Annotated in this window: 24 protein-coding genes; 15 read left to right on the plus strand and 9 right to left on the minus strand. The window is 40.1% G+C overall.

The window, feature by feature from the left end; genetic code table 11:
* Positions 1-65: 65 nt before the first annotated feature.
* Positions 66-3119 (minus strand): SusC/RagA family TonB-linked outer membrane protein, encoded by a 3054-nt coding sequence (locus VXM68_RS17630; protein ID WP_367209535.1) that lies wholly within the window; start codon positions 3117-3119, stop codon positions 66-68.
* Positions 3120-3776: 657 nt separating this feature from the next.
* On the opposite strand from VXM68_RS17630, the gene VXM68_RS17635 reads away from it, so the two are divergent.
* The 8 genes from VXM68_RS17635 to VXM68_RS17670 all read left to right on the plus strand — a co-directional run bounded on the left by VXM68_RS17635 (position 3777) and on the right by VXM68_RS17670 (position 10723).
* A complete protein-coding gene (locus VXM68_RS17635) occupies positions 3777-4436 on the plus strand; it encodes a DUF6266 family protein (protein WP_294184846.1) in 660 nt (219 codons plus the stop codon).
* A 135-nt stretch (positions 4437-4571) separates the two neighbouring features.
* Positions 4572-5438 carry a hypothetical protein gene (locus VXM68_RS17640; RefSeq protein WP_367209536.1) on the plus strand — a complete coding sequence of 289 codons (867 nt, stop codon included), beginning with the start codon at positions 4572-4574 and terminating at the stop codon, positions 5436-5438.
* A gap of 440 nt (positions 5439-5878) precedes the next feature.
* Positions 5879-6811, plus strand: a complete 933-nt coding sequence (locus tag VXM68_RS17645) for a TIGR01777 family oxidoreductase (protein WP_367209537.1) — start codon at positions 5879-5881, stop codon at positions 6809-6811.
* 58 nt (positions 6812-6869) lie between these two features.
* Entirely contained in the window at positions 6870-7730 is an 861-nt protein-coding gene (locus VXM68_RS17650) for a fumarylacetoacetate hydrolase family protein (RefSeq protein WP_293954052.1), read from the plus strand.
* 101 nt (positions 7731-7831) lie between these two features.
* Positions 7832-8851, plus strand: a complete 1020-nt coding sequence (locus VXM68_RS17655) for a methionine ABC transporter ATP-binding protein (protein ID WP_367209538.1) — start codon at positions 7832-7834, stop codon at positions 8849-8851.
* Entirely contained in the window at positions 8844-9497 is a 654-nt protein-coding gene (gene metI / locus VXM68_RS17660; RefSeq protein WP_209580951.1) for a methionine ABC transporter permease MetI, read from the plus strand. Before VXM68_RS17655 ends, metI begins: the two co-directional genes overlap by 8 nt.
* Positions 9498-9512: 15 nt before the next feature.
* Positions 9513-10325: a methionine ABC transporter substrate-binding lipoprotein MetQ gene (metQ, locus tag VXM68_RS17665; protein WP_293954048.1), complete on the plus strand. Its 813-nt coding sequence runs from the start codon at positions 9513-9515 to the stop codon at positions 10323-10325.
* A 14-nt stretch (positions 10326-10339) separates the two neighbouring features.
* Positions 10340-10723 (plus strand): YchJ family protein, encoded by a 384-nt coding sequence (locus tag VXM68_RS17670; protein WP_367209539.1) that lies wholly within the window; start codon positions 10340-10342, stop codon positions 10721-10723.
* 73 nt (positions 10724-10796) lie between these two features.
* On the opposite strand, the gene VXM68_RS17675 is transcribed toward VXM68_RS17670, so the two are convergent.
* Complete coding sequence (locus VXM68_RS17675) at positions 10797-12233, minus strand: cation:dicarboxylase symporter family transporter (protein ID WP_294184833.1); 1437 nt, start codon at positions 12231-12233, stop codon at positions 10797-10799.
* 175 nt (positions 12234-12408) lie between these two features.
* Complete coding sequence (locus tag VXM68_RS17680) at positions 12409-12759, minus strand: 4Fe-4S dicluster domain-containing protein (protein ID WP_209580961.1); 351 nt, start codon at positions 12757-12759, stop codon at positions 12409-12411.
* Positions 12760-12915: 156 nt separating this feature from the next.
* Here VXM68_RS17680 and VXM68_RS17685 point away from each other — a divergent pair, with 156 nt between their 5' ends.
* The 6 genes from VXM68_RS17685 to VXM68_RS17710 all read left to right on the plus strand — a co-directional run bounded on the left by VXM68_RS17685 (position 12916) and on the right by VXM68_RS17710 (position 17692).
* The gene (locus VXM68_RS17685) at positions 12916-13929 is read left to right on the plus strand and encodes an acyl-CoA reductase (protein ID WP_367209540.1); all 1014 of its coding nucleotides are present in this window, start codon (positions 12916-12918) and stop codon (positions 13927-13929) included.
* Between the two features lie 55 nt (positions 13930-13984).
* Positions 13985-14188, plus strand: coding sequence for a fructose-6-phosphate aldolase (locus VXM68_RS17690; RefSeq protein ID WP_209580968.1), 204 nt, complete (start codon positions 13985-13987; stop codon positions 14186-14188).
* Between the two features lie 5 nt (positions 14189-14193).
* Positions 14194-14874: a cell division ATP-binding protein FtsE gene (locus tag VXM68_RS17695; RefSeq protein ID WP_293954040.1), complete on the plus strand. Its 681-nt coding sequence runs from the start codon at positions 14194-14196 to the stop codon at positions 14872-14874.
* 152 nt (positions 14875-15026) lie between these two features.
* Positions 15027-15578: a nucleotide exchange factor GrpE gene (locus VXM68_RS17700; RefSeq protein WP_293954038.1), complete on the plus strand. Its 552-nt coding sequence runs from the start codon at positions 15027-15029 to the stop codon at positions 15576-15578.
* Between the two features lie 10 nt (positions 15579-15588).
* Positions 15589-16743 (plus strand): molecular chaperone DnaJ, encoded by a 1155-nt coding sequence (gene dnaJ, locus VXM68_RS17705; RefSeq protein ID WP_293954036.1) that lies wholly within the window; start codon positions 15589-15591, stop codon positions 16741-16743.
* 310 nt (positions 16744-17053) lie between these two features.
* Entirely contained in the window at positions 17054-17692 is a 639-nt protein-coding gene (locus tag VXM68_RS17710; RefSeq protein ID WP_293954034.1) for an OmpW family outer membrane protein, read from the plus strand.
* A 65-nt stretch (positions 17693-17757) separates the two neighbouring features.
* Here VXM68_RS17710 and VXM68_RS17715 read toward each other — a convergent pair whose 3' ends face one another.
* Complete coding sequence (locus VXM68_RS17715; protein ID WP_367209541.1) at positions 17758-18531, minus strand: NlpC/P60 family protein; 774 nt, start codon at positions 18529-18531, stop codon at positions 17758-17760.
* Here VXM68_RS17715 and VXM68_RS17720 point away from each other — a divergent pair, their 5' ends adjacent.
* A complete protein-coding gene (locus VXM68_RS17720) occupies positions 18532-19077 on the plus strand; it encodes a universal stress protein (protein WP_294184828.1) in 546 nt (181 codons plus the stop codon).
* An 88-nt stretch (positions 19078-19165) separates the two neighbouring features.
* Here the strand turns inward: VXM68_RS17720 and VXM68_RS17725 are convergent, their stop codons facing one another.
* Genes VXM68_RS17725 through VXM68_RS17745 form a run of 5 tightly spaced genes read right to left on the minus strand, consistent with a single transcriptional unit; the run spans position 19166 to position 24633 of the window.
* The gene (locus VXM68_RS17725) at positions 19166-20341 is read right to left on the minus strand and encodes an RsmB/NOP family class I SAM-dependent RNA methyltransferase (RefSeq protein ID WP_367209542.1); all 1176 of its coding nucleotides are present in this window, start codon (positions 20339-20341) and stop codon (positions 19166-19168) included.
* Positions 20342-20348: 7 nt separating this feature from the next.
* Positions 20349-21632: an ABC transporter substrate-binding protein gene (locus VXM68_RS17730; RefSeq protein ID WP_293954029.1), complete on the minus strand. Its 1284-nt coding sequence runs from the start codon at positions 21630-21632 to the stop codon at positions 20349-20351.
* Positions 21589-23139, minus strand: coding sequence for a glutamine-hydrolyzing GMP synthase (gene guaA, locus VXM68_RS17735; protein ID WP_293954027.1), 1551 nt, complete (start codon positions 23137-23139; stop codon positions 21589-21591). Before guaA ends, VXM68_RS17730 begins: the two co-directional genes overlap by 44 nt.
* A 42-nt stretch (positions 23140-23181) precedes the next feature.
* Positions 23182-24018: an orotidine-5'-phosphate decarboxylase gene (pyrF, locus tag VXM68_RS17740; RefSeq protein ID WP_293954025.1), complete on the minus strand. Its 837-nt coding sequence runs from the start codon at positions 24016-24018 to the stop codon at positions 23182-23184.
* A gap of 24 nt (positions 24019-24042) precedes the next feature.
* Complete coding sequence (locus VXM68_RS17745) at positions 24043-24633, minus strand: TlpA disulfide reductase family protein (RefSeq protein WP_293954023.1); 591 nt, start codon at positions 24631-24633, stop codon at positions 24043-24045.
* Between the last annotated feature and the right edge of the window lie 11 nt (positions 24634-24644).

Genomic DNA, 24644 nt, shown 5'->3' on the forward strand with positions numbered 1-24644 from the left:
TCAATTGCTTTTTATGGATAATGAGCTAAACTTAGCACTGTTTACTATTCCTGTTTAGCGAGCTATTAAAAGGTCAATGAAACCCCTGCAGAAAAAGATCTAGATGCGGGATAAATGCCCAGATCGGTACCTATCTGTACATTGCTGCCTGAGGTAACCTCCGGATCAAAACCTGTATATTTGGCCCAGGTTAAAAGATTTTGAGCCGTTAGATAGAGATTAAGTTCCTTTATCTTAGCGTCCTGAAGCCACTCTTTAGGAAAACTGTATCCGAAATGCAATGATTTTATCCGTACAAAAGAGCCGCTTTCTACAAATTGGTCCGAAAACACAGGAGCCGGATCCAACTTCGCACGGGGATAAGAATGACTCGGATTTGAGGGAGTCCAGCGCTCCAATGCATCAATTGATGCATTCTGTTGACCGGTAAACATCTCCAAATTCTGCCTATTAATATTCAGAAGATCATTCCCGACAGTGCCTTGGATAAGAAACGAAAGATCAAAACCCTTATAGGAAATACTATTGGTCAATCCAAAAATAAAATCCGGCTGTGCATTACCTAAAATCGTTCTATCATTTGCAGTCGTAAATCGTCCGTCACCATCGATATCTTTGTAAAGACGGTCACCCGCTTTAGGACTGGCATTTCCTGTAAATTTACCCTTGGCACCCTCCTCTCCCGACTGCAGAATACCGTCAGTAACATTGCCATAAAAGGTGCCTAGAGGCTCTCCAACTTTAATGATATAATTTCCAGAAATATAAGAACTGGCGCCGTCACCAATCTTCAGTACGCTGTTGCGATTCAGGGAAAAGTTTACATCTGTGCTCCAGCTGAACAATCCCTCGATATTCCTCGATTTCAACCCCAATTCAAATCCTTTATTTGATACAGAACCAAAATTTTGAAGGGAAGAGGCATAACCGGAGGTCCAAGGTATTTCCACATTAAGTAAGAGATCCTTTGTCTTTTTATAATAATAATCAACTGTAAATTGAAGACGCTTTTTAAGTAAACTGATATCAAAACCACCATCATATTGTACAGTGCTTTCCCAACCGAGGTTTTTGTTGGGAATACGTTGCGGGGCAAAACCAGTGACCACGTTGTTTCCAAACAGATAATTTAGGCTATATAAGGTAGATAAGGATTGATATTGCCCGATTTCTTGATTACCTGTGGTTCCAAAGCTTGTACGAATCTTAAAATCATCTACTCCAGGAAATGCTTCCTTAAAAAAAGACTCATTGGCAGCGCGCCAAGAAAGTGCTATCGACGGGAAATTTCCCCATTTGTTGTCTGCCCCAAAGCGAGAGCTACCATCACGACGTAGACTGGCCGAAACATAATATTTGTTTGCGAAATTGTAATTTACCCTGGCAAGATAAGAGTGTAATACCCATGTGTAGCTGTCAGAAGAAGGACGCACAATGGTAGATCCACTCTGTAGATTATTGAACAGTAAGTCGTCGGTCACAAAATTTTCTGCTCCAGCGTTGAAGATCGTATTTTTGGTTTCTTGCTGCGTAAATCCTATTAAAGCATTGAACGTATGTTTTCCTGTGTTCGCCGAATAGTTTAATGTGTTTTCATTCAGCCATGAGGTTCCATCCAAATTCCCTAAGCTTGCTTTCCCCTTTGAGCCTGCCCCCTCATAGATATAGGATGGCAAATAAAACTTATCATTTCGGCCATTTAGGTCAACGCCAACCAACACCTTCGCTTGTAGACCTTTTAAAATACGATATTGTCCAAAAGAAGTTCCCAATATCCGTAGTCCATTGGATGAATTTGTCGTTTCTTTTAAGGTCGCTATTGGGTTGGCAAAGATGTTTTCAAAAGGATTTCGCAATGTATAAGCACCGTTGGCGTCATACACAGTTGCCGTCGAAGGCATTAGAAGCAGAGCGTTGACAATTCCTGTCGGAGCTATTTGCGCATAAGTTTTGTTGATCGATAAATTTGCACCAACCTGTAACCGGTCGAAAGGATTGGCGTCGATATTTGATCTAAATCCTACACGCTTGAAATTAGTGTTGACAATGACACCCTGCTGATCAAAATAATTTGCTCCTAAATAGTATTTCACTTTTTCAGCTCCACCCGATAAAGAAAGCTGCTGATTATAAATCTTCCCAGTACGAAACGCTTCTGTTTGCCAATTTGTACCAGCACCCAGCTGATCGATTTCAGTTTGACTGCGGTATTGAAAAGCTCCGAGGTTGGGATTCGCATCGTACAAAGCCTCATTTCTTAAGATTGCAAAATCGTGAGCATTCAATACCTCGATTTGTTTCAATACATTTTGTGCGCCAAAACTCCCATCATAGTTTAATTGTACCTGTCCTGCTCTACCTTTTTTTGTTGTTACCAAAATTACCCCATTCGCCCCTCTGGATCCGTAGATTGCCGTTGCAGCAGCGTCTTTTAGAACTTCAATACTTTCAATATCAGTTGGGCTGATGCTTGCTAATGGGTTGACTGGTGTACCGCTCCCTACTCCCGTACTTTCAGTTTGATTATATACCGGAAATCCGTCAATAACATAAAGGGGTTCATTTCCCCCTTGTATGGATGCGCCACCGCGAATGCGAACACTCACACCCCCGCCTGGTTGTCCCGAAGTTTGTGTAACCTGAACGCCCGAGATCCCCCCTTTCAATGCCTGATCAAGCGAGGATACGGGCTGTCTGAGAAGCTTCTCAGGCAAGGTCGCCACAGCTCCAGTGAGATCACGACGTTTCTGGGTTCCGTACCCTACAACCACAACCTCATCCAAGTCTGTTGAGATGGGCGATAACGCTATTACAGTCGGTGAAGAATTGACGACTACCTGTTTTTTCTCATAGCCTACAAAACTGACAATTAACGTAAATGGAAGCTTCTGTCCTGTCACAAACTGGAAATTACCTTGGTTATCCGTTTGTACACTATGTGTTACCGCTTCCAATTGTACCGTAACGCCCTGAATGGGTTCTTTGGTTTTCGCATCGATAACTTTACCGATTAACGATGCATTAATAATTGGTCTGGGTTCTTGTGCCCGTACACTTCCAAATGCGTACAGAAAAAGCACCATTGAAAGCGAATACCAAAGTACTCTGTGTTTTTTCATCGTAAATTCTATTTAATGTGAAAATGCAAACAAGTGCCAACGCCATTGGTACGCTTGTTATAAATAAGATGGAATGCTTATTGAACAATAAGCACAAGGAAGGTGTGCTCTTCAGCACATGCGCATTCGACAAATAAATAGATAATAATTAGATGTAATGAAGCAATAGCTCTCTCGATAGAAAAAGTAGTCGTTTTTCATACTTGTATAATATTTAATGAGATAATTTTATAATCGTTGCCAACGCCAATCGTTAACGACTAACCAAATATAAAACTATTCCACAATAAAATCTATATACTTAGTAGTTTATTTACAAAAAAGTAAATTCCCTTTTAATCAGTAAAGCTACTACACAACGATCAACTATGATTTGATGAAATTTTTGTTACAAAGGCATAGCCCATCCAAAATTTTACTCCGCTAATTTCTAAGGCTAGCAAAACCTAATCAATTCATACCCAAATTTGCCATTTAGACAGTGCTTGTTCAGTGCTCGTTCAGTGATTACTCAGTCATCATTCAGTCAGTAGTGACGAAGTAGTGACTAATTACTGGCTAAAAAATGTATAAATTTTGTTTATAGGGATAAATTGATATTAGGTTTTACCAGCTTTAATGCTTATATTAAATGTTTATAAACTTAATAAAGCAATTATGGCAATCCTTAAAAATGGCGTCAATGGATCGGTCTCGGGAAAGGCAGGTTCTGTTGTATTTGTTTTGACTAAAGCAGGAAATTATGTACGGTCTCTTCCTCGCGTAAAAAAGCGAAAGCCCAGTGCTGGTCAGTTGCTCTCTCGAACACGTTTCAAAATGGTGAGGTCACATATCATTATGCTCAATCCGATCATCAAATTGGGGTATAAGACGTATAGCGCCCCTAAAAGGCCATACGACGCCGCGATGTCGTATAATTTGAAAGAAGCTCTCATTCGTCAAGATGATGGATTTGCGATTGACTGGCAGAAGTTTATGATCGCAAAAGGAAGTCCAAATCCCATCAGTTCTTATAGCATCGAATATGATCAGGAAAATCAAGTGCTTGAAGTTACTTGGGAATATGACACCTATCTGGAAGAAAAATATAAAACCCAGCACTACAACTCCTTCTTAGTTTTGTATAGTGCGGCAGATGAAGGAGTGCCCTTTCAGATGTTGACCAATGACTTAGAAAGCACCTTATCTTCTGGAAAACAAAACATTAAGATCAAGAAAAATAAAAATGAAGTGACCTACGAAATGTTTATCTTCTTTTTAGAAAGCTATGGCGAAGGTAATACAGATAGTTTGCACTTGGGTAGCATAAAAGTTTAAGAAGAGTTAATAGAACCATAACATAGCTGAACTTGTGGATAGATAAAAATTCCCTACGACTGCTAAAAAATACCTGAAACCAGTGATCAAGTTTAGAACCAATTGGTTTATTTTTGCAATAAAGAACCGTGAAATATGAGAAAATTAATTGGATACTGTTTAGTTATACTCGGTGCAGGGCCACTCTACACAGAAGCGCAAGAAAATTTAAACTTCGACGATAACTTCAACTTATGGAATGTTCGGGCTGGTCAGCAGACCACCGTCTTTGCAGCAAAAGCTTACGTGCGCAAGCAACCTAATCTTAAAGCTGCCATTGTTGATTCGCTATCTGTAGGAAATGTTGTTACGATCACTAGCCCACCATTTAAGGGAAATACCATAAAAAATTTTTATGCCCCTTGGCATGAAATAACCTATACTAAAGACGGCATCAAAAAAACTGGCTTTATTTGGCTGGGGCTATTGGCGCTTGGAAAACAAAGCGCCTCAGATGGCTCGCAATACATATACGGTTTTGATCGTTTGACTGAAAGTAGCGACGAACAGAATCACTTCTCAACAGGTGTTAAAATTCTCGATGCAAATGGAGATTTTCTAGCAGAACATACCTATCGTTTCACCTACTCTGGGCAAACCTTCGCTCAAAGTAAATTGCTTCCGGCAATGGGTCTGCAAAACGTCAAGCAGATTCTGCGTATGGAGTTTTTGGGTGAAGCCTGCGGCATACCATCAGAATATTACTATATGGGCTGGACAGGAAAGCAACTTATTGATCTACCGAGTCGGTATTCGGTCGCTGATGCAGGTATTTATTATTACGATGAAAAGATGCTATTTCCTTCCGAACATGGCAAAAACAATCAGATTATCTATAAATACATCGAAGAAGGGGAAGCTTTGGACGATAATGTAGAAAATCCAAATCTTAAAATCACAAAAAAACAGGAAGAGTTCCAATGGAGTGGTACGAGTTTTCAAAAGCTTTCGACATCCAACTAGTATTTTATATCGTTTTTACGCACGAGGGCCAAATTCATCCTTTCATTTTATGCTATGAAAACACAAAACTATATCGCGACAGGGGTGATCTCGCTATGCGCTCTTACAAACTATGCGCAAGACAACAATTTAATAGCTAGCGACATCAAAATTCCTGGAAATTGTGCTATGTGCAAAAAACCTATAGAAAATGCGCTTCAGCTCATGCTGAAGTAGACTGAAACGACGATGAGCAAACAGCGACACTCGATTACAATGCAGGAAAAACGTTCTTAGATGCAGTACTAAAGCGTATTGCGGGATCAGGCTATGACAACGAAAAATACCTGGCTGCTAAGGATAATTCATGATTTTTATAAACCAAAACAGTATATTTAGTATCAGTAATAGAGGGAGGAGTGAAATGTTCAAATTAATTTACTAAAATCAACGTTCGATTCATGGAGAAAGTGGTTATTACAGGTGGTAGTGGAGCTATTGGTCTCCATTTGACAAAGCTATTGGTTGCCAATCACTATGACGTGATTATTTTTACAAGAAATCCCAAGTCGTATCCTGCCCAGGCCAACGTCAAATATGTACATTGGGATCCCAAAAAACAGGAAATAGACGTCAAATCGATTCAAGAAGCTGACTATATCATCAATCTGGCAGGTGCAAATCTCAACGCCAAGCGCTGGACAAAAGCGTATCAGCAAGAAATTATTGCCAGCCGCGTAGAAAGTGGGCAGTTGCTTTACCAAAGTTTAAAAAAGCTGCCAAATCATGTTAAAGCAGTTATATCTGCCTCCGCTATTGGTTGGTATGGAGCAGACGACCCTTACCAGAAAAGGCCTTTTACAGAAGAAGACCCTCAAGGCGGCAATTTTCTATCCTGGCTTTGCAACCTTTGGGAAGGAAGTGTTAAACCTATTGAAACGTTGGGAAAAAGACTTGTTGTATTCCGCTTTGGAGTTGTGATCAGCAAGGACCAGGGATTATTAAAGGAAGTCGGCCGCTTCCTACCCTTCCGTTCAATTCCGATATTGGGTTCGGGCAAGCAGATGCTCAGCTGGATCCATATGGATGATCTCTGTCGTATGCTGTTATTTGGCATACAAAACAATAACCTCGCAGGTATTTACAATGCCTGCTCATCTGAACCGCTTCCCCTTGGCGAATTTACCAAAAGGATCGCCAGGCGTAAATACGGCCCTTTCTACTTGAGGCTGCCTACCCCGTCATTTTTGATCCGGTGGATGCTGGGAAAAAAAGGACAGGAAATGATACTCGATGGCACATGGGTAAGTAACAAAAAGATTGTTCAGGAGAGATTTCCCTTTAAATACCCGCTTTTGGATAATAATTGTATAGACAATTTACATATCGATTAATTGTTAATTGCTGTTACTTTCTGCCCTTTTTGGGACAAAATCCGTATATTTGCGGCTTATGAAGATTTTTAGATATGGCGCAAAGGGCTCCGAAAAGGCGGGAGTCATTTTAAACGAAAAGAGATATGATGTTTCAGTAGGAAATTTCCAATATAACCGCGATTTCTTTGCGGATATTTCGAATTTGGAAAGACTTCAAACCTACGTCATTGAGCATAGTGACAAGCTTGAAGAGATAGCTGATGATGAGCGTATCGGAACACCATTGGAAGCCCCTTCCAAAATTCTCTGCGTAGGACTTAATTTTGATGATCATGTGAAAGAGACAAAATTGGAGCAGGCTTCAGAACCTATTGTCTTTATGAAATCTGTATCGGCGTTCAACGGTCCTTTTGATGGAATTACCCTTCCGAAATCCTCTGTGAAATCAGATTGGGAAACTGAACTTGCCATCGTTATAGGAAAAAAAGCTTCCTACGTGACGGAGGAAGAGGCGCTGGATCATGTATTTGGCTACGTGCTGCACAACGATGTTACGGAGCGTGAATTTCAAATTGAACGCGGCGGAACCTGGGATAAAGGTAAAGGATGTGACACGTTCGCACCTATCGGTCCGTTTATAGCTACTAAAGACGAAATAGAAGATATCGATAATTTAAGAATATGGCTGAAGCTCAATGGTGAACTTATGCAAGATGGTAATACCAGCGATTTTATCTATCGTATACCCAAGTTAATTTCCTATTTGAGTCAATTCATGAGCTTACTTCCAGGTGATATTATTTCTACAGGATCGCCTGCAGGATCTGGAATGGGAAAATCGCCGCAAAGGTTCCTTCGAGATGGTGATATTATCGAATATGGCATTGATAAACTCGGATCGGCAAAGCAAGTAATTTCGGCCTACAAAACACTATAAAAAAGGGCGTAATGAGTTCTTTTTTATCCGTGGCATTTGTGTACATTTATGGCATCATCATACATTTGTCCAAATAAAACATTTAACTCCTGACAGAGTCAATGATTCAACTAAACAACATATCCAAATCGTTTGAAGTAAAAGCCGCGCGTATTGATGCCTTAAAAGATGTCTCCCTGTCTATCGGCAGAGGAGAAATTTTCGGCGTTATAGGTTCCTCTGGGGCCGGAAAAAGTACATTGATACGCTGTGTCAACCTGCTAGAAAGACCAGATTCTGGTCAAGTAATGATAGAAAGCGACGATTTGATGTCGCTGTCCGCCAGTAGCCTTATACTGAAAAGGAGAAAAATTGGAATGATTTTTCAGCATTTCAATCTCTTATCCTCAAGAACGGTATATGAAAACATATCTTTTCCACTTGAACTGGAGGGAAAATCAAAAGATTTTATCCATCAAAAGGTAGTGGAACTACTGCATTTGGTAGGATTGGAAGACAAGGCCGAGGTTTATCCTGCAAATCTTTCAGGCGGTCAAAAGCAGCGCGTTGCCATTGCAAGAGCCTTAGCCAACGACCCCTATATACTTCTTTGCGACGAGGCTACAAGTGCGCTCGATCCAGCGACAACAAATGCTATCCTCAAGCTGCTAAAAAAAATAAATAAGCAGCTTGACCTAACAATATTGCTGATCACACACGAAATGGATGTTATAAAAAGTGTCTGTGACCAAGTGGCCGTATTAGACAAGGGAAGACTGATCGAAACGGGCCCGGTAGAGGAAATATTTGCCAATCCAAAAGAGACAACCACCAAGAATTTTATTCAATCTTCACTTGCAGTTGAAATTCCGTTGAGTTTCCAGGAACTATTAAAAACTACGGGGAATCCACTGGTAGAAATCTACCTCACCTCAAATGAAGAATCCATCTCTTTTATAGCGCAATTGGAACAAAAATTTGGCGTTAAAACAAATATTATTACGGCACAAATCGACTATATTGGCGAACTAAAATTCGGTGTTATATTGGCTGAACTATCCGGAGAACAAGAAAATATAACAAACAGTCTATCTTTCTTAAAAGAAAAACATGCACAAACAAAAATATTAGGCTATGTCTGATCAGGTATTTACACTGCTGTTATCAGGTACTTTAGAGACCTTAGCCATGACTTTTCTGTCGGGCTTTTTTGGCTTTCTCCTGGGGCTACCCCTTGGAATATATCTTTTCTTAACCCGAAAACATCAGTTGCTCGAAAACAAAGGTATGCACCAACTTGTATCCTTGTTCGTGAATATTTTTAGGTCTATTCCATTCATTATACTTATTGTATGGATGATTCCGTTTACACGTCATATTGTCGGAACATCAATCGGGATGTCCGCAGCATTGGTTCCATTAAGTATAGGTGCAGCACCTTTTATTGCAAGACTTGTGGAAAATAGCCTACTTGAAATTCCGAATGGCCTGATTGAGGCAGCAAGAGCAATGGGCGCAAACGCAAAACAGGTGATTTTTAAAGTGTTGCTTCCTGAGGCTCTCCCCTCGCTTGTAAACAATGCAACAATTACGTTAATTACTCTTGTTGGTTACTCCGCAATGGGTGGCGCTGTAGGTGCTGGTGGACTGGGACAGATTGGTTATCAGTATGGTTATGTCGGCTATGATACTTTTATCATGAATTCTGTTTTAATTTTATTAATTTTAATCGTATTCCTGTTGCAATACACAGGAGATTACATCTCAAAAAAAGTAAACCATCGATAATATAAATTGGATGATATGAAAAAATTGAACTATGCATTTGTAATCTTAGCCCTCAGTCTCCTCACGGTTGTGGCATGCAATAACAAAGAAAAGAAAGAGCATATCCTTAAAGTGGGTGTGGTATCAGGTCCAGAAAAAGAGCTTGCAGAAACGGCTAAGAAGGTTGCGAAAGAAAAGTTCGATCTCGATGTTGAGTTGGTGGCATTCAATGATTATGTGGTACCGAATGAGGCATTAAATCAGGGTGATATTGATGTGAATGTGTTCCAGCATCAGCCCTACTTACAGGAGCAATCGAAACAACGCGGTTTCACTAAATTAACCATCGTTGGAAACACCTTTGTATTTCCCATCGTTGCCTATTCAAACAAAATAAAAACGATCACTGCTTTACAGCCTGGTGCCGTTATAGCTATTCCTAATGATCCCACCAATGGTGGACGTTCACTACTGCTTCTCCAACGAGAAGGCATTATCGGATTAAGAGAAAATGTAGGTATACAACCCAAAGTGACCGATATCGTGACTAATCCAAAACAGATTAAAATTATCGAAATGGAAGCTCCGCAGCTGCCTCGCGTTCTTGATGATCCGCAAGTGACCATTGCCATCATCAACAATAGTTTTGCCGCTCAAGCTGGACTGGATCCAGAAAAACAAGGTTTATTTACAGAAGACAAGGAATCTCCTTATGTGAACCTGATTGTTGCCCGCGCAGATAATAAAAACGATGAGAAGGTACAACAGTTTATTCAAGCCTATCAGTCACCCGAAGTAGAAGCAACAGCTAAAAAAGTGTTTAAAAATGGTGCGATTAAAGGCTGGTAAAATTTAGAAAAGTGATGGAATTAGGCCATTTATGTCCCTGTGGCACGGGCATCAACTATGATGAATGCTGCCAACAAATACATCGTTGCCATGCCAAAGCACATACAGCGGAAGCATTAATGCGCGCACGATATAGTGCCTTTGTAAAAAAAGAAATCGATTTTTTATACCGTACATTTCATCCCTCGACAAGAAGGTTCCAAAATAAACAGGCCATCGGACATTGGGCAATAGAGAATAAATGGATGCAGCTTCAAATTCTTAAATCTACGCTCCATACCGTTGAGTTCGAAGCACATTATCTGGATGCACAGATGCAAGTGCAGGTTCACCATGAAAAGTCTACCTTCAAAAAACAAGGTGACCTCTGGTACTATGTAGAGGGCACAGTTAAATAATAAAAAAGGCAGTTTTAACCAAGGTTAAAACTGCCTTTTTAGTAGTAGACTATTTACCAGTCCCTATACTTTTCTACACCAGTTCTTCTGTATCTTCACGATAAGGGGCTTCCTCATCAAACTCTCCTTCCCATTTAGCGACAACAACCGTTGCAAGACAGTTTCCCACAACATTTACCGAAGTGCGGGCCATGTCCATCAATTCATCAATACCCAAAATTGCAGCAATAACAAATGTAGGCAATCCAAACTGATCAGCTGTAGCAATTAAAATAATTAATGAAGCTCTTGGAACGGCGGCAACGCCTTTTGATGTGATCATCAATGTAAAGGCAATCATCAGTTGATGGCCAAACGACAAATGTATACCTGCAGCTTGGGCTACGAAAATTGCTGCCAATGACAGGTAAAGGGATGTTCCGTCCAGATTAAAGCTATACCCGGTAGGAATGACAAAAGATACAATTTTACGGGGGACCCCAAATTTTTCCATCGCACTCATTGCTTTCGGTAATGCGGCATCTGAACTCGTTGTCGCAAATGCAATTGAAACAGGTTCTTTAATTGCATTGATAAACCGTTTGACAGGGATTTTCAAGTAAAGCGCGACAGGGAGAAGGACCAGACATAAAAAGCAGATCAAAGCGAAATACAGCGTAGCCAATAACATGAAGAGATTCTTCAAGATATCGACACCAAGATGCCCTACGGTATAGGCCATAGCCGCTCCAACCCCTATTGGGGCAAAATACATAATGATGTTTGTAAATTTAAACATCGCTTCAGACATGCTCTCGGTAAAATCTACCAAAGGTTTACGCTTTTTTTCTTCCACCATCGCCAATCCGATACCGAATAAAACCGAAAAGACTACAATCTGCAGAACCTGATTATCAGCAACGGATTTTACAATGTTTTCAGGAAAGAGGTCACGTATAAAAGAAGTGAATTTATAAACGGGATGCACATGGTCAGGAAGTGTTTTAAGGATATGCTCATCCATACTTTCTTTGGGCGCAGGAAGTTCTTCATGCGGCATATGGGCAACATCAACCCCCACACCTGCCCGAGTAAGATTAATAGCGCCTAAACCGATAAAAATAGCACAGGTTGTAGCACAGAAGAAATACAGCATAGATTTCCATGCCATACGTCCCACTTGCTTCAAATCGGAATGGCCTGCAATTCCGTAAACGAGCGTTGCAAAGAGAATAGGTCCAACAATTGTTTTCACTAACTTGATAAAACCTTTACTTAAAGGCTGCAAGGAAATCGCCAGATTTGGAAAATCTAACCCAACGAAGATCCCGATAATCATGCAGGTCAAAATCCAGGTGGTCAAATTTTTCTTAAAAAGCGCATTGACAACCAAAACGGTAGCAACTATCCAACGGACAGCCATTAGAAATTCATGCGAAAAGCCTACAACATCAAATTCGTATAATACAGCAATGATACAAGCTAATGTAACTGTGATCAGGGTCATCAACCCTATTTTGGTTTTTAACATTTAAAAGATTTTAATGGTCAAAAGAACAAAAATAAAAAAATACTATGCTTTTGCAAATATTATTATTCCAAATAGCCATGTTTCGCAACAAAATATCGATTTCTCAAAATTGTAAAACACAAAAAAGGCAGGAAAATTTCTTTTCCTGCCTCATATCTCTTGCGGAGCAATAAACTTATTCCGCGTGTAACCAAGATTTTTTCGCTAATAGCTCGTCGTTAGACTCACGCACATCTTCGTCGTCCACGCAACAATCTACAGGGCAAACCGCTGCACATTGAGGCTCATCATGAAAACCTACACATTCTGTACATTTATCCGAAACAATATAATAGACTTCATTAGAGATTGCTTCCTGAGACTCATTGGCATCAAGTGTAACACCGTCGCCAAAATCAATAATCCCGTCCAAAGCAGTCCCATCTGAGAATTTCCAAGTTACACCAGCATCGTATATCGCATTATTTGGGCATTCGGGTTCGCAAGCACCACAGTTAATGCATTCGTCTGTAATTTTAATCGCCATTTATAACCTCACAATTATGATAAATAAACTATTTTTGCATTATCAATATGAAACAAAGTCGAATTGTACAATAAGGCTAGATGATTCACGTTGATTAATGTTAACAGCACAAATATAACACAAATTTGTGTATTCATCTTTTAAAATTTTAATATTTTGACAAAGGAACAACGAATAAATGCATTTGTAAAATTAGGCGAGCAGCTTCGACTGCCTTCTGAAGAATCCAGTCAGATTATCCAATCTGCCCAACATAAAAACCCCTGGTATACCCCACAAAATGTTGAACGCGCGCTACGGGCGATTGCAGAAAATCTTACCATAGAGAAACTTACGCATTGGTTGGCGCCATACCCAGATATACAATCGACAAAAACTGTAGGATTAATTCTCGCGGGCAATATACCTTTGGTCGGATTCCATGACATCCTCGCCGTTTTGATAAGTGGCTTTAAAGCCAAAATAAAAGTATCATCTGACGACGCGGGACTGACGGCCTATGTGATGGGTCTGCTGAAAAAAATTGATCCATATTTTGGCGATGCTTTTGAAATTGTTGACCGATTAAAAGATTTCGACCTGGTCATCGCAACGGGATCTAACAATAGCGCCCGCTATTTCGATTACTATTTTGGTACCAAGCCGCATATTATCCGCCGCAATCGAAATAGTGTAGCTGTGTTGGGGGGAGCGGAATCTCCTAGCCAGCTGGAAGCTCTTGGGCATGATATTTTCGATTATTTTGGACTGGGTTGCCGCTCTATTTCCAAACTATTTATACCAAAGGAGTATCCAATAGCCCATTTTTTTGAAGGTATAGCGGCATTCAATAATGTGACAGCGCATTTTAAATATACCAATAATTATGATTACAACAAATCCATCTATCTGATCAATGGCGACAAACATTTTGATAATGGATTTTTATTGCTGAAAGAAGATGAGAAAACAGCTTCTCCCCTTGCCGTGGTTTATTATGAAACTTACGAAACAATTGCTGAAGTCGAGAATAAGCTGACATTAGCGCAAGAAAACATTCAATGTGTTGTATCCGAACTGGCATTGAAAGTGCCGTCTCCCCAATTTCATTTTGGCGAAAGCCAGTGTCCATCGCTAGATGATTACGCCGATGGGGTGAATACGCTGGATTTTCTATTTGCCAACTGTTAAGCTTCCTTTAAATTCGTAGTAAAGAAATTGCATTAAAAATACTAACTTTGAATCTATGTATATCATTAAAGTAAAAGGTGTAGCCAAAATCCCTGATTATGTACAACTAAGAGATGATGCGTTCACCTTACTTGCATATTTTAGAGTCGACCGCCCGGACAAATCGCTTGATAAGATCGGATTAGGAGAAAAGGCAGCATATATCATGCAACTGGTTAGAGAAATGCCCTTTGGACAAATTAAAAAATTAGAATTTTAGCTTCCATGATTGAAAATAAAGTTATTACATTAAAAAACGTTGACATTTTCCAACAGAAACATTTGGTATTGTCGAATGTAAATCTAAATATCGGCAAAGGCGAGTTTATCTACCTTATCGGTCAGTCCGGCAGTGGAAAGAGTAGTTTGTTAAAGATAATTTATGGCGACTTATACATTGGTAATGGAGAGGGCATGATTGCTGGTTTTGATTTAAAAAAACTGCATGAAAATGATGTTCCATACCTGCGTAGAAAACTGGGAATCGTTTTTCAGGACTTTCATCTTCTATCGGATCGAAGCATCGAGAAAAACCTCGAGTTTGCACTGAAAGCAACAGGGTGGAAAGACAAGAAAATGATCGATAGCCGTATCTTGGACGTATTGGAAAAAGTTGGACTTCGCTCCAAATTGAAGAAAATGCCCCATGAACTTTCCGGTGGTGAACAGCAACGTATTGTGATTGCCCGTTCATTGTTAAATAATCCAGAAATTATTTTGGCAGATGAACCTACAGGTAACCTAGACCCTGCTACATCAGAAGAAATTGTCTTGTTGCTAAGAGATATTGCCAGCTCAGGAACAGCTATATTGATGGCCACACACGATTATACCATTATCCGCAATATGCCTTCCCGTATCATTAAAACCGGTGATGGTATATTACAGGACAATGTCAGTATCTAAACGGAAAACTGACATATAAAAATACCGATTCCGACAAATTGTTAGGCTTTTTTAATAAAATCTGACAAGCTGTCGGAATTTTATTGTTTGGCAAAAACTTTGACAAACGAAGCATAGAGTAAATTTTTGAATCTAATTTTAGCATTGAAGATATGAATGAGCAAGATAATTATTACGATGAAAGCCAAGATCCAGTAGAAACGAATTCTTCTGAACAACAAGAACTACCTGCTGATAACCTAGCAGAAGAACTGTCTACTGAAGATAAACTGGCTGCAGAATTGGCAGAGGCAAAGGATAAGTACATTCGTCTATCTGCCGAATTTGACAATTATAGAAAACGTACAAGTAAAGAACGTGTTGAATTGATTCAATCAGCTGGGAAAGATGTTATCAGCAAGTTGTTGCCTACATTGGATGATTTTGACAGAGCGTTAACAGCCATGGAGACTGCAACTGATGTTGAGTCGGTCAAAACGGGAATGGAAATTGTCAACAATAAATTCAGACAAACATTATCGCAATTAGGGTTAAAGGAAATGGACGTTAAAGACCAAGATTTCGATCCTGAGTTACAAGAGGCTATTACAGCAATACCTGCCGCTACAGAAGAGTTAAAGAACAAAGTGGTGGATGTGATCGAAAAAGGTTACTACTTAGGTGACAAAGTTATCCGTCACGCAAAAGTAGTTATAGGTCAATAATATTAAGACGATGTCAAAAAGAGATTATTACGATATACTTGGTGTCTCGCGATCAGCGGACGAGAAGGAGATTAAATCAGCGTATCGCAAGCTAGCGATAAAGTATCATCCGGACAAAAATCCGGGTGACCATGAGGCTGAAGAAAAGTTTAAGGAAGCTGCTGAGGCATACGATATCTTGAGCAATCCACAGAAACGTCAACGTTATGACCAATTTGGCCATGCTGGTAATTCTGCCAGCGGTGGTTTCGGCGGCGGCGGCGGCATGAATATGGAAGACATATTCAGTCAATTTGGTGATATCTTTGGCGGAGGACATCCCTTTGAAAGTTTCTTTGGCGGCGGCGGTGGCCAGCGTGGCGGACGCCGCGTAGCCAGAGGAAGCAACTTACGCATAAAAGTTAAGTTAACGCTTGAGGAAATTGCCAAAGGCGTTGAGAAAAAGGTAAAAGTCAACAAGCAAGTCGTCTGTCATACCTGTGACGGATCGGGTGCTAAAGATAAATCTTCTTTCCATACCTGTAAAACCTGTGGTGGATCGGGATCAGTTAGACGAGTTACCAATACGATTTTAGGACAAATGCAAACTACAAGCACCTGTCCTACCTGTAATGGTGAAGGCGTAGAAATCACGGCAAAATGTACAACGTGTCGTGGTGAAGGACTTGAACGTGGCGAAGAGACAATCTCCATCAATATCCCGGCAGGGGTAAGTGAAGGCATGCAACTATCCATGAGCGGAAAGGGAAATGCAGCCCCACGTGGTGGTGTACCGGGAGATTTAATTATATTGATCGAAGAAGTTGCTCACGAAAGTTTAAAACGCGACGGACTCAATGTCATCTACGATTTGTATATTAATTTTGTAGATGCTACATTAGGAACCAGCGTGGAAGTTCCGACAATAGACGGAAAAGCAAAAATCAAAATTGAGCCCGGCACACAAGGTGGTAAAATTTTACGGTTAAAAGGAAAGGGTATTCCTGAGGTTAATTCTTACCACAAGGGAGACCAGCTTGTATATGTTAATATATGGACACCAAAAGCTGTGTCTAATGAAGAAAAAGAATTACTGAACAAACTGAAAGAATCACCAAACTTTAAACCTCAACCAGGTAAAAGTGAAAAATCATTCTTCGAACGAATCAAAGAATATTTCGAGTAAGATTTAATTTTATAATGAAAAAAAGCCATTTGTCAAATACTGACAAATGGCTTTTTTTTATCTTCTTGCTTGAATTTGACAATTAAATACAAAAAGTCAGCATAATATCATTATCATTAAATAGAAACAATAAAAATAAAATTATAACAAATTTTAAGACCTTGATCCACTATAATTTACGATTATATCAAATATCTAGACAATCCAATGACAAAAAAATAGAATATGATTTCGATATTTGACTAACAAATTTAAAAAGTCAGGAAGTAATAACTGGCACATTAAAACAAACTATTAAATAAAAAAAGACATGAAAAAAGTTTTACTAACATTAGCAGCTGTAGCTGGTTTGACATTTGCTTCACAAGCACAAGAATTCGGATTCAAAAAGAGCGATGTTATTGTTGAAGGTAACCTATCCGCTAATACTTCAAACGATAAGACTAATCAAACAAAAACAAATTCCTTTAACTTCAACCCTTCTGTTGGTTACTTCGTCTCTGACAAGATCGCAGTTGGTTTAGATGTAAACGTTGGTAATGAAAAAGCGACAAAGAACGTAGATCAGTCGAATGAATCATATGTAAAAAACAACCAATTCGGTATAGGTGCATTTGGACGTTACTATTTCCTTGAGTTAGGTTCAAGATTCAAAACGTATGCACAACTTGGTGCTGGTTATGCGCAAGAAGATGGAAAAATCAATAATGGAACTACCACAATTGATATGGCTAAAACAAAAGGTTTCGGTGCGAACGCTGGTTTGGGGATCAACTATTTTGTGACACCTAAGATTGCGATCAATTTTGGTCTGACTGACTTATTGTCGTTCAAAACTTCAAAAGTTGATGTTGATGGTGCTAAATCATCTAATGAATTTAATGCAAACATCAATAGCTTTAACAACTTCTTTGATACTGCTAAATTTGGTTTGACATTCAAATTCTAGTCTCAACGAAACACATAGAAAAAAGAAGGGCGATAAACTATTTTATCGCCCTTCTTTTTCCTATGTTAATTATACCGTTTAACAATGCGAAGTTTGTGTGTATAGCAATTCAGTTCTGCATTAAAAATACCTGCTGAATCCATCCTGTCCACACGAACTTTTGCAGAAGCATGGATAATCGTATCGCGATCCAGCATAATCCCTACATGTGTAATCCTTCCTTCGGCATTATCGAAAAAAGCCAAATCCCCTACCTGTATTTCCGAAACAAAATCTACAGTCTGCCCGATCTCGGCCTGCTGGTAAGCATCGCGTGGTAAGGATATATCGAAACACCTATAAATCAATTGGGAGAAACCAGAGCAATCAATCCCCCATTGCGAACGTCCACCCCATAGATAAGGAACGTCTTTGTAACTTAAGGCCAATTGCGCTAACTCGGTTTCAAATTGCTCTCTGATATAGGTATTGATACGACCTTGATAGGTAAATGTCAATTGCGATAAATTGACGGTATTCCCTGCATTTAGATAAAGCTTGGTACCATGACAGAGCTGCAATTGTGTTGTATCGTTAAAAAGAACTCCACCCTCCCGTCCAACAATAGTAGGCTCTCCACTTAAATAATGTTGTCTATCCAAGTCGGCTAGTTGCTGAAACTGCCCGTTTTGAATCCAACCCAAATAATCCGTTTCCAATAAACGTATTGATGTCCAATCCGCCTGTTCATCCAGGATCTCAAACAGCTCTCCAAACAATACCTGAGAAACCATCTCGCTACGGTGTGCCTGTTCTAGACGTAACGGTACGAGAGCAAGTGTACAAATACCATATTTCATATGCTAATAAAACAAAATCGTCCAATCTATGATTATATATTATATGACGAAGATAAATCAATAATAGCAGATATGGAGAATACAAATTCAAAATTCAAAAGGATATTAGTCGCTGTTGACGACGAGCCATGCGCTGAAAAGGCAATACATTATGCGAAAGAAATGGCCCAGGTATTTGGAGCTTCCGTAGCCCTTGTCACCGTTATCCCCCCTACTTCTCCTGCCAATTTTGGAGCAGATCCCTTATTGGGGCAGCAGCCTATCATCGTTCCGGAGGTTTCGGAAATGGAGCAGGACAATGCGCAAAAGTATTTAGAGAAGATAAGCCGCGAGTTTACTGGTGCAGGCGAAGTCTATTTGTTTAATCGAATAGGATCTATTAAAGAAGAAATTCTGGCTGCATCGCACGAATGGTCTGCGGATCTGATTATCATGGGCTCTAATGGGCGGACCGGTTTTGATCATTTTATATCTGGTTCTGTCTCTGAATCGGTTATTCGCAAATCTACCTGCCCGGTACTGGTGATCCCCAGTAAATGTGACTAACGAATGCAACAAAAATACGTATAGTCATGAAAAAAGGCTATTTTTTCCGTTTGGAAAAAATAGCCTATACACTTTCTACAATAAGATATTACTTTTTTATCAAACGCGCGACAAACATGCTATCGGCCTTTTCGGTATACCCTTCCAGGTAATCCATGCGTGCTATTTCAAAACCAAAATGATCAGCAATATAGCTGACAACATCTTCATTTTCTGCTTTAAAAATGGAGCAAGTGATATAAATTAGTGGCTTACCCACTTTTACATGCCCCACCACATGACTGGCTATATTTTTTTGAAGTGCATTAAATTCAGCGATCTTATCGGCCCTAAATTGCCGAATCATTTCGGGCGTACGTCCCCACGTTCCTGATCCTGTGCACGGCGCATCCAAAAGTACTCCGTCAAATTTTTCGCTCCCAAGGAGCGGAAAAGTATCTTTGCTAAGATCAATTATTTTCTTGCGATAATGCTTTATTCCGGCACGATCAAAACGCTCGTCGAGGTTCCGAAGAATGCTCATACGAATATCCGATACCAACAAATTTACGGTAGGACAAGCATCCATCAATAAAAGGGATTTACCACCCGAAGCTGCACATGTATCCCACCAGGATTCATTTTCTCCGGGCTCCATATACGCTAAAGTACGTTGTGAAGAAAGATCCTGTACTTCAATAATGCCATCCAAGGCATCAAATCGTTGTAAGGAGGTACCATTAGTTAAGGCAATGGTCTGCTCGCCAATAGTGGTATAGGGAATCTGACTACCATCTAAAATGGCGCGCACGAAATTTGTCTTTCCTCGTTTTACCCGAATATATAAATAGGGCTGAATGCACTGACTTTCCAAAAAGGCAGTTAAATTCACCTTTTCAGAAATATGCTCCGTAAAGGGAAATAGGTCTTCCAATTTAAAAAAGCCTTCAGACTCCAAAAAGTTAATTTTGTCTCGGATTGAAAGGTGAAGCTTATCGGCGTAAGCAGGTTCAAGAACTGCCACTAAGGGGCTTTCTTGCTCGCATAGAAATTCGGCAATTACCAGCCTACGTTGCTGTGATAACTGCGGAGCTGCAGTCCCTAAACGGAAATAATTATAGCACAAACGGGAGACGGCCTTTCGGTCGGAAGATCCCATTTGTTTATTTAGCTTAAAAAAAGTTGTTAAATAACGTGAAAATGGTTGATCAGCTTCAAAACCATCCATTGCTCGCTCAAAATTACGTATTTGCTGATGAACACGTTTTTCACTGAATTCAGCCATTCAAAGATTATTTTCTTTCAAATTTTTTATCGTGATAGACCAACATGCCCAACGATCTGTTTGCATAGCCCCATTTTGGGTAAAATTCAAATCTGTAATCGCTATTCAATCCCGAAAACTTCTCCTGCGTCATTCGGCTGACATAATCCACTCCATACTTATGAATCAATCGACCAAAATACAATGCAGCGTCATACCCTTTGTAAGAAAACTCGGACGGATCAACTTTATAAGCAGCTTTGTAATTTCCAATAAACTTTTTGGTATCTCCATCCGTCTCATCAACCAAGTTAGAAGAGGTAATGGTCAATGCATAAAAATCCATGTTTTCGAAATTCTCAAAGGAAAGCTTGGCCATGTTTGGGTGTCCATATAATTTAAACTGATTACCTGGATTCAGAAAGCGTTCATCCATAGCATCCAAGAGGCCCTTTACTAAATTTTTATTGGCAGTACCTGAAATGATATGATTGGTACCTGCCAACACAAGACTGTTGTTAAGCTCATTGATGCTCATAACCGTTTTTACTTTAGCCTGTGGGTTAGCTTTGGTAATCTCGTTTGCAAAATTGACCAAAAATTGTTTGCTGTCATCATCACCAGCATCGTAAATAACAATCTGATCCCCATTATAATATTGCTCGGCAACATACTTCGCCAATGTTTCGGCGTGTGTACGAATAGATGGTGTTATAGAAACCAAATTGGGGAGGCTAAATTCAGAAGCCATGGTTGCTGCCAATGGAGAAACCTGTAGAACGTTCTTGTTTGCAAAGGCCTGCCCAAAGCTCTTAATCTCACGCGGATATACTGGTCCCACCACGAGCACGGCATCTTTGACATTGGCCGATGTACCCAATGTTGCATTATACGCAACATTGTCTCTAGAATCAATTACCTGCAAATCGAACAAAGCACCTTCCTTCGCAATTTTGTCAAGACCTAACTGAAATCCCTGGTAAAAATCCAGCGCCAAAGATGAGCGCTCCACGTCTTCCTTCCTAACTGTGCCTGCAATATTACCTAACTCGAACGGCAAAAGCAGTGCGATGCGATTATTTTTCACAGCATAGCCATTGACATGTTGGGTATCCCCCATCCTGGTAATGGTACTTTCTTTGTCAACAGGTGGTTTAGTAACAGCAGTTTGCTGTTCGCCATGACCAGAGGAAGGCGAACGCAATACTGTGCTTTTTTTGGTTGTACAGCTTGCAAGGCATAACGCTACAAGCGCCGCAACCCATATTTTATTCCCACTCAATTGTAGCGGGTGGTTTTGAACTGATATCATACACAACTCTGTTTATTCCTTTCACATGGTTGATAATTTCATTTGAAATCTTTGCCAACAGATCATATGGTAAATGTATCCAATCCGCAGTCATTCCATCTAGCGAACCGACCGCACGCAAGCTAACGACGTGCTCGTAAGTGCGCTCATCACCCATAACGCCTACTGAACGCACAGGTAAGAAAATTGTGCCTGCCTGCCATACTTTATCATACCAACCGGATTCTTTCAGATTATTGATGAAGATCGCATCAGCCTCTTGCACAATACGTACACGCTCGGGTGTAATATCACCCAAAATACGAATTGCCAAACCCGGCCCAGGAAATGGATGTCTACCTAAAATTGACGGATCAACTTCCAGCGCTTTCCCTACTCTTCTGACTTCATCTTTAAACAAAGTCTTAAGTGGTTCCACAACTTTCAGCTTCATGAAATCAGGTAAGCCTCCAACGTTATGGTGTGATTTGATAGTCGCCGAAGGCCCTTTCACTGAAACTGATTCGATGATATCAGGGTAAATTGTTCCTTGCCCTAACCACTTCGCTTCAATGCCTTCAGGCAATTCCTTTTGGATCTCTTTTGCAGCTTCATCGAAGACATCAATAAACGAATTACCAATGATCTTGCGTTTTTCTTCTGGCTCGGAAACTCCAGCTAATCTACCATAAAACAAATCTTTTGCATTGATTCCTTTAATATTTAAGCCCATATTTTTGTAAGAATCCAATACTTGCTCATATTCATCCTTACGAAGCAAACCATGATCTACAAAAATACAATGGAGTTTCTTTCCGATTGCATGGTGTAATAACACCGCAGCAACTGTCGAATCTACCCCACCAGACAAAGCCATAATAACATGATCATCACCTAGTTGCTCTTTCAAAGAAGATACCGTTGTATCGACAAAAGCATCTGGTGTCCATTCCTGTGCACAACCACAAATATTGACAACAAAGTTTTTCAATACGATAGCACCGTCTGTACTATGCGTTACTTCGGGATGAAATTGTATACCGTATGTGCGGGTACCTTTTACTTGATACGCTGCTACGCGCACTTTATCTGTACTCGCTATAATTTCAAAATGTGCAGGTACTTCTTTAATCGTATCGCCATGAGACATCCATACCTGCGATTGCGTGGGTACGCCTGCCAATAATTCATTCTCACTATTGACAAACTGCAGATTTGCACGACCATATTCACGAATTTCAGAAGGTAACACCTCACCGCCGGATTTTTGAGCAATGTATTGCGCTCCGTAACATACGCCTAAAAGTGGGAAACGATCCTGAATAGCGACAAAATCTATTTGTGGCGCATCTTCTTGTCTAACAGAATAAGGACTTCCCGAAAAGATAACACCTCTTACGGTGTCGTCAAAATCTGGCAATTTATTGAACGGGTGTATCTCACAATACACATTTAGCTCTCTGACACGTCTTGCGATCAACTGTGTGTATTGAGACCCGAAGTCTAGAATTATAATTTTTTCTGGCATGCTGCAAAGGTAAGTATTACGAATGAATTATTAAATGTCAAATCAGGAAATAATACCCGCTTTTACCAGTTCTATTTCCATTTCTTTTTGAAGAATTAAAGCTTCCTGCCGCGCTCTTTCAGCGAAATCAGTCCCTTTTGAAGCATAGATAATGCCCCTTGTGCTGTTGACCAAAAGTCCACAATCTTTGTTCATACCAAATTTACATACATCTTCGAGCGAGCCCCCCTGAGCACCCACGCCCGGAACCAATAAAAAATGATCTGGCGCATGCTCCCTAATTTTGATAAATCCTTCTCCCCGGGTTGCCCCGACCACATACATAAGATTTTCTGGCGTGCCCCAGGTATTGACTTTGTCGATCACCTGTTCGAACAACTGCAGCCCCTCTTTATTCTCAAAATTCTGAAAGTCTAAGCTACCCGCATTTGATGTTAGCGCTAGCACGATAGCCCATTTGTCTTTAAAATCCAAAAACGGCGTTACCGAGTCCTTGCCCATATAAGGTGCAATGGTGATACTATCGAATCCGAGACCAGAAGCCTTTTCATCAAAAAATGCCATCGCGTAACGTCCGGATGTATTACCGATATCCCCTCTTTTTGCGTCAGCAATACTAAAACAGTCCTTTGGTAAGGCAGCCCAGGTTCTTTGAAGCGATTGCCAGCCTTTTATTCCATAACATTCATAAAATGCTATATTCGGTTTGTAGGCTACACATAGATCAGCTGTTGCTTCTATTATAGCTTTGTTAAAGCTATAGATCGGATCCTCATCGTCTAAAAGATGGTCAGGTATTTTGGCTAGGTCAGTGTCCAGTCCGACACATAGAAATGAGCGTTTCGCTTTTATTTGATGAATAAGTTCTGCTCTTGTCATGCTTATTTTAGAGATCTTAAAAAATTATTTATTGATTAAATCTTGAATAAATTTGGTCACCTCTGGAGTCGAATAGTCAGCCAGCCCTTCATGTCTTGCGGCAAGATTTCCTTCCTTATCCAATATGAGTGTTGTTGGAATAGGCCCAGAAAGCCACTCCTTTGGAATATCACTGTTCGGAAAGCTTAGCGGTAAGTTCAATCCCTCTGCCTTAATGAACGCTTCGGCCTTCGCTCTATCACCCTCTACCTCAACAATCAAAAACACAACATGGGCGCTATCCTTATACGTATTATAAAGTTTATTTATCGAAGGCATTTCGGCCCGACAAGGGGCACACCAAGTTGCCCAAAAATTGATAAAAATCACCTTTCCTCTCAGATCAGCCACCTTTACGGGCATGCCTTGCTGGTTTATAAAAGATACCTCAGTGCCTAACTTGGGCGAAGTCGCAAAAGATTTTTTAGCGTCCGGCGTAACTTCTAACTTTAGTTTAAAAAAGCCTATTTTCATTAGGGCTTGCTGAAAATAACTTCTACTTGTTGGCCAAATCAGCAAACCAATAACCAGTACAAATACAACGTTTCCGACTATTTTCTTTGTCTTCGGGTTCATCTGTAAATGGC

Origin of the sequence: Sphingobacterium sp. R2, from assembly GCF_040760075.1 — a bacterium.
GTDB lineage: Bacteria > Bacteroidota > Bacteroidia > Sphingobacteriales > Sphingobacteriaceae > Sphingobacterium.

Excerpts from the sequence above, each read along its gene's own strand:
- guaA (WP_293954027.1), bottom strand. The coding sequence starts at position 23,139 with ATGCCAGAAAAAATTATAATTCTAGACTTCGGGTCTCAATACACACAG.
- VXM68_RS17745 (WP_293954023.1), bottom strand. The coding sequence starts at position 24,633 with ATGAACCCGAAGACAAAGAAAATAGTCGGAAACGTTGTATTTGTACTG.
- VXM68_RS17700 (WP_293954038.1), top strand. The coding sequence starts at position 15,027 with ATGAATGAGCAAGATAATTATTACGATGAAAGCCAAGATCCAGTAGAA.
- metQ (WP_293954048.1), top strand. The coding sequence starts at position 9,513 with ATGAAAAAATTGAACTATGCATTTGTAATCTTAGCCCTCAGTCTCCTC.
- VXM68_RS17720 (WP_294184828.1), top strand. The coding sequence starts at position 18,532 with ATGCTAATAAAACAAAATCGTCCAATCTATGATTATATATTATATGAC.
- VXM68_RS17725 (WP_367209542.1), bottom strand. The coding sequence starts at position 20,341 with ATGGCTGAATTCAGTGAAAAACGTGTTCATCAGCAAATACGTAATTTT.
- dnaJ (WP_293954036.1), top strand. The coding sequence starts at position 15,589 with ATGTCAAAAAGAGATTATTACGATATACTTGGTGTCTCGCGATCAGCG.
- VXM68_RS17640 (WP_367209536.1), top strand. The coding sequence starts at position 4,572 with ATGAGAAAATTAATTGGATACTGTTTAGTTATACTCGGTGCAGGGCCA.
- metI (WP_209580951.1), top strand. The coding sequence starts at position 8,844 with ATGTCTGATCAGGTATTTACACTGCTGTTATCAGGTACTTTAGAGACC.
- VXM68_RS17695 (WP_293954040.1), top strand. The coding sequence starts at position 14,194 with ATGATTGAAAATAAAGTTATTACATTAAAAAACGTTGACATTTTCCAA.
- pyrF (WP_293954025.1), bottom strand. The coding sequence starts at position 24,018 with ATGACAAGAGCAGAACTTATTCATCAAATAAAAGCGAAACGCTCATTT.
- VXM68_RS17635 (WP_294184846.1), top strand. The coding sequence starts at position 3,777 with ATGGCAATCCTTAAAAATGGCGTCAATGGATCGGTCTCGGGAAAGGCA.
- VXM68_RS17655 (WP_367209538.1), top strand. The coding sequence starts at position 7,832 with ATGATTCAACTAAACAACATATCCAAATCGTTTGAAGTAAAAGCCGCG.
- VXM68_RS17690 (WP_209580968.1), top strand. The coding sequence starts at position 13,985 with ATGTATATCATTAAAGTAAAAGGTGTAGCCAAAATCCCTGATTATGTA.
- VXM68_RS17710 (WP_293954034.1), top strand. The coding sequence starts at position 17,054 with ATGAAAAAAGTTTTACTAACATTAGCAGCTGTAGCTGGTTTGACATTT.
- VXM68_RS17645 (WP_367209537.1), top strand. The coding sequence starts at position 5,879 with ATGGAGAAAGTGGTTATTACAGGTGGTAGTGGAGCTATTGGTCTCCAT.
- VXM68_RS17680 (WP_209580961.1), bottom strand. The coding sequence starts at position 12,759 with ATGGCGATTAAAATTACAGACGAATGCATTAACTGTGGTGCTTGCGAA.
- VXM68_RS17650 (WP_293954052.1), top strand. The coding sequence starts at position 6,870 with ATGAAGATTTTTAGATATGGCGCAAAGGGCTCCGAAAAGGCGGGAGTC.
- VXM68_RS17715 (WP_367209541.1), bottom strand. The coding sequence starts at position 18,531 with ATGAAATATGGTATTTGTACACTTGCTCTCGTACCGTTACGTCTAGAA.
- VXM68_RS17630 (WP_367209535.1), bottom strand. The coding sequence starts at position 3,119 with ATGAAAAAACACAGAGTACTTTGGTATTCGCTTTCAATGGTGCTTTTT.
- VXM68_RS17675 (WP_294184833.1), bottom strand. The coding sequence starts at position 12,233 with ATGTTAAAAACCAAAATAGGGTTGATGACCCTGATCACAGTTACATTA.
- VXM68_RS17730 (WP_293954029.1), bottom strand. The coding sequence starts at position 21,632 with ATGATATCAGTTCAAAACCACCCGCTACAATTGAGTGGGAATAAAATA.
- VXM68_RS17670 (WP_367209539.1), top strand. The coding sequence starts at position 10,340 with ATGGAATTAGGCCATTTATGTCCCTGTGGCACGGGCATCAACTATGAT.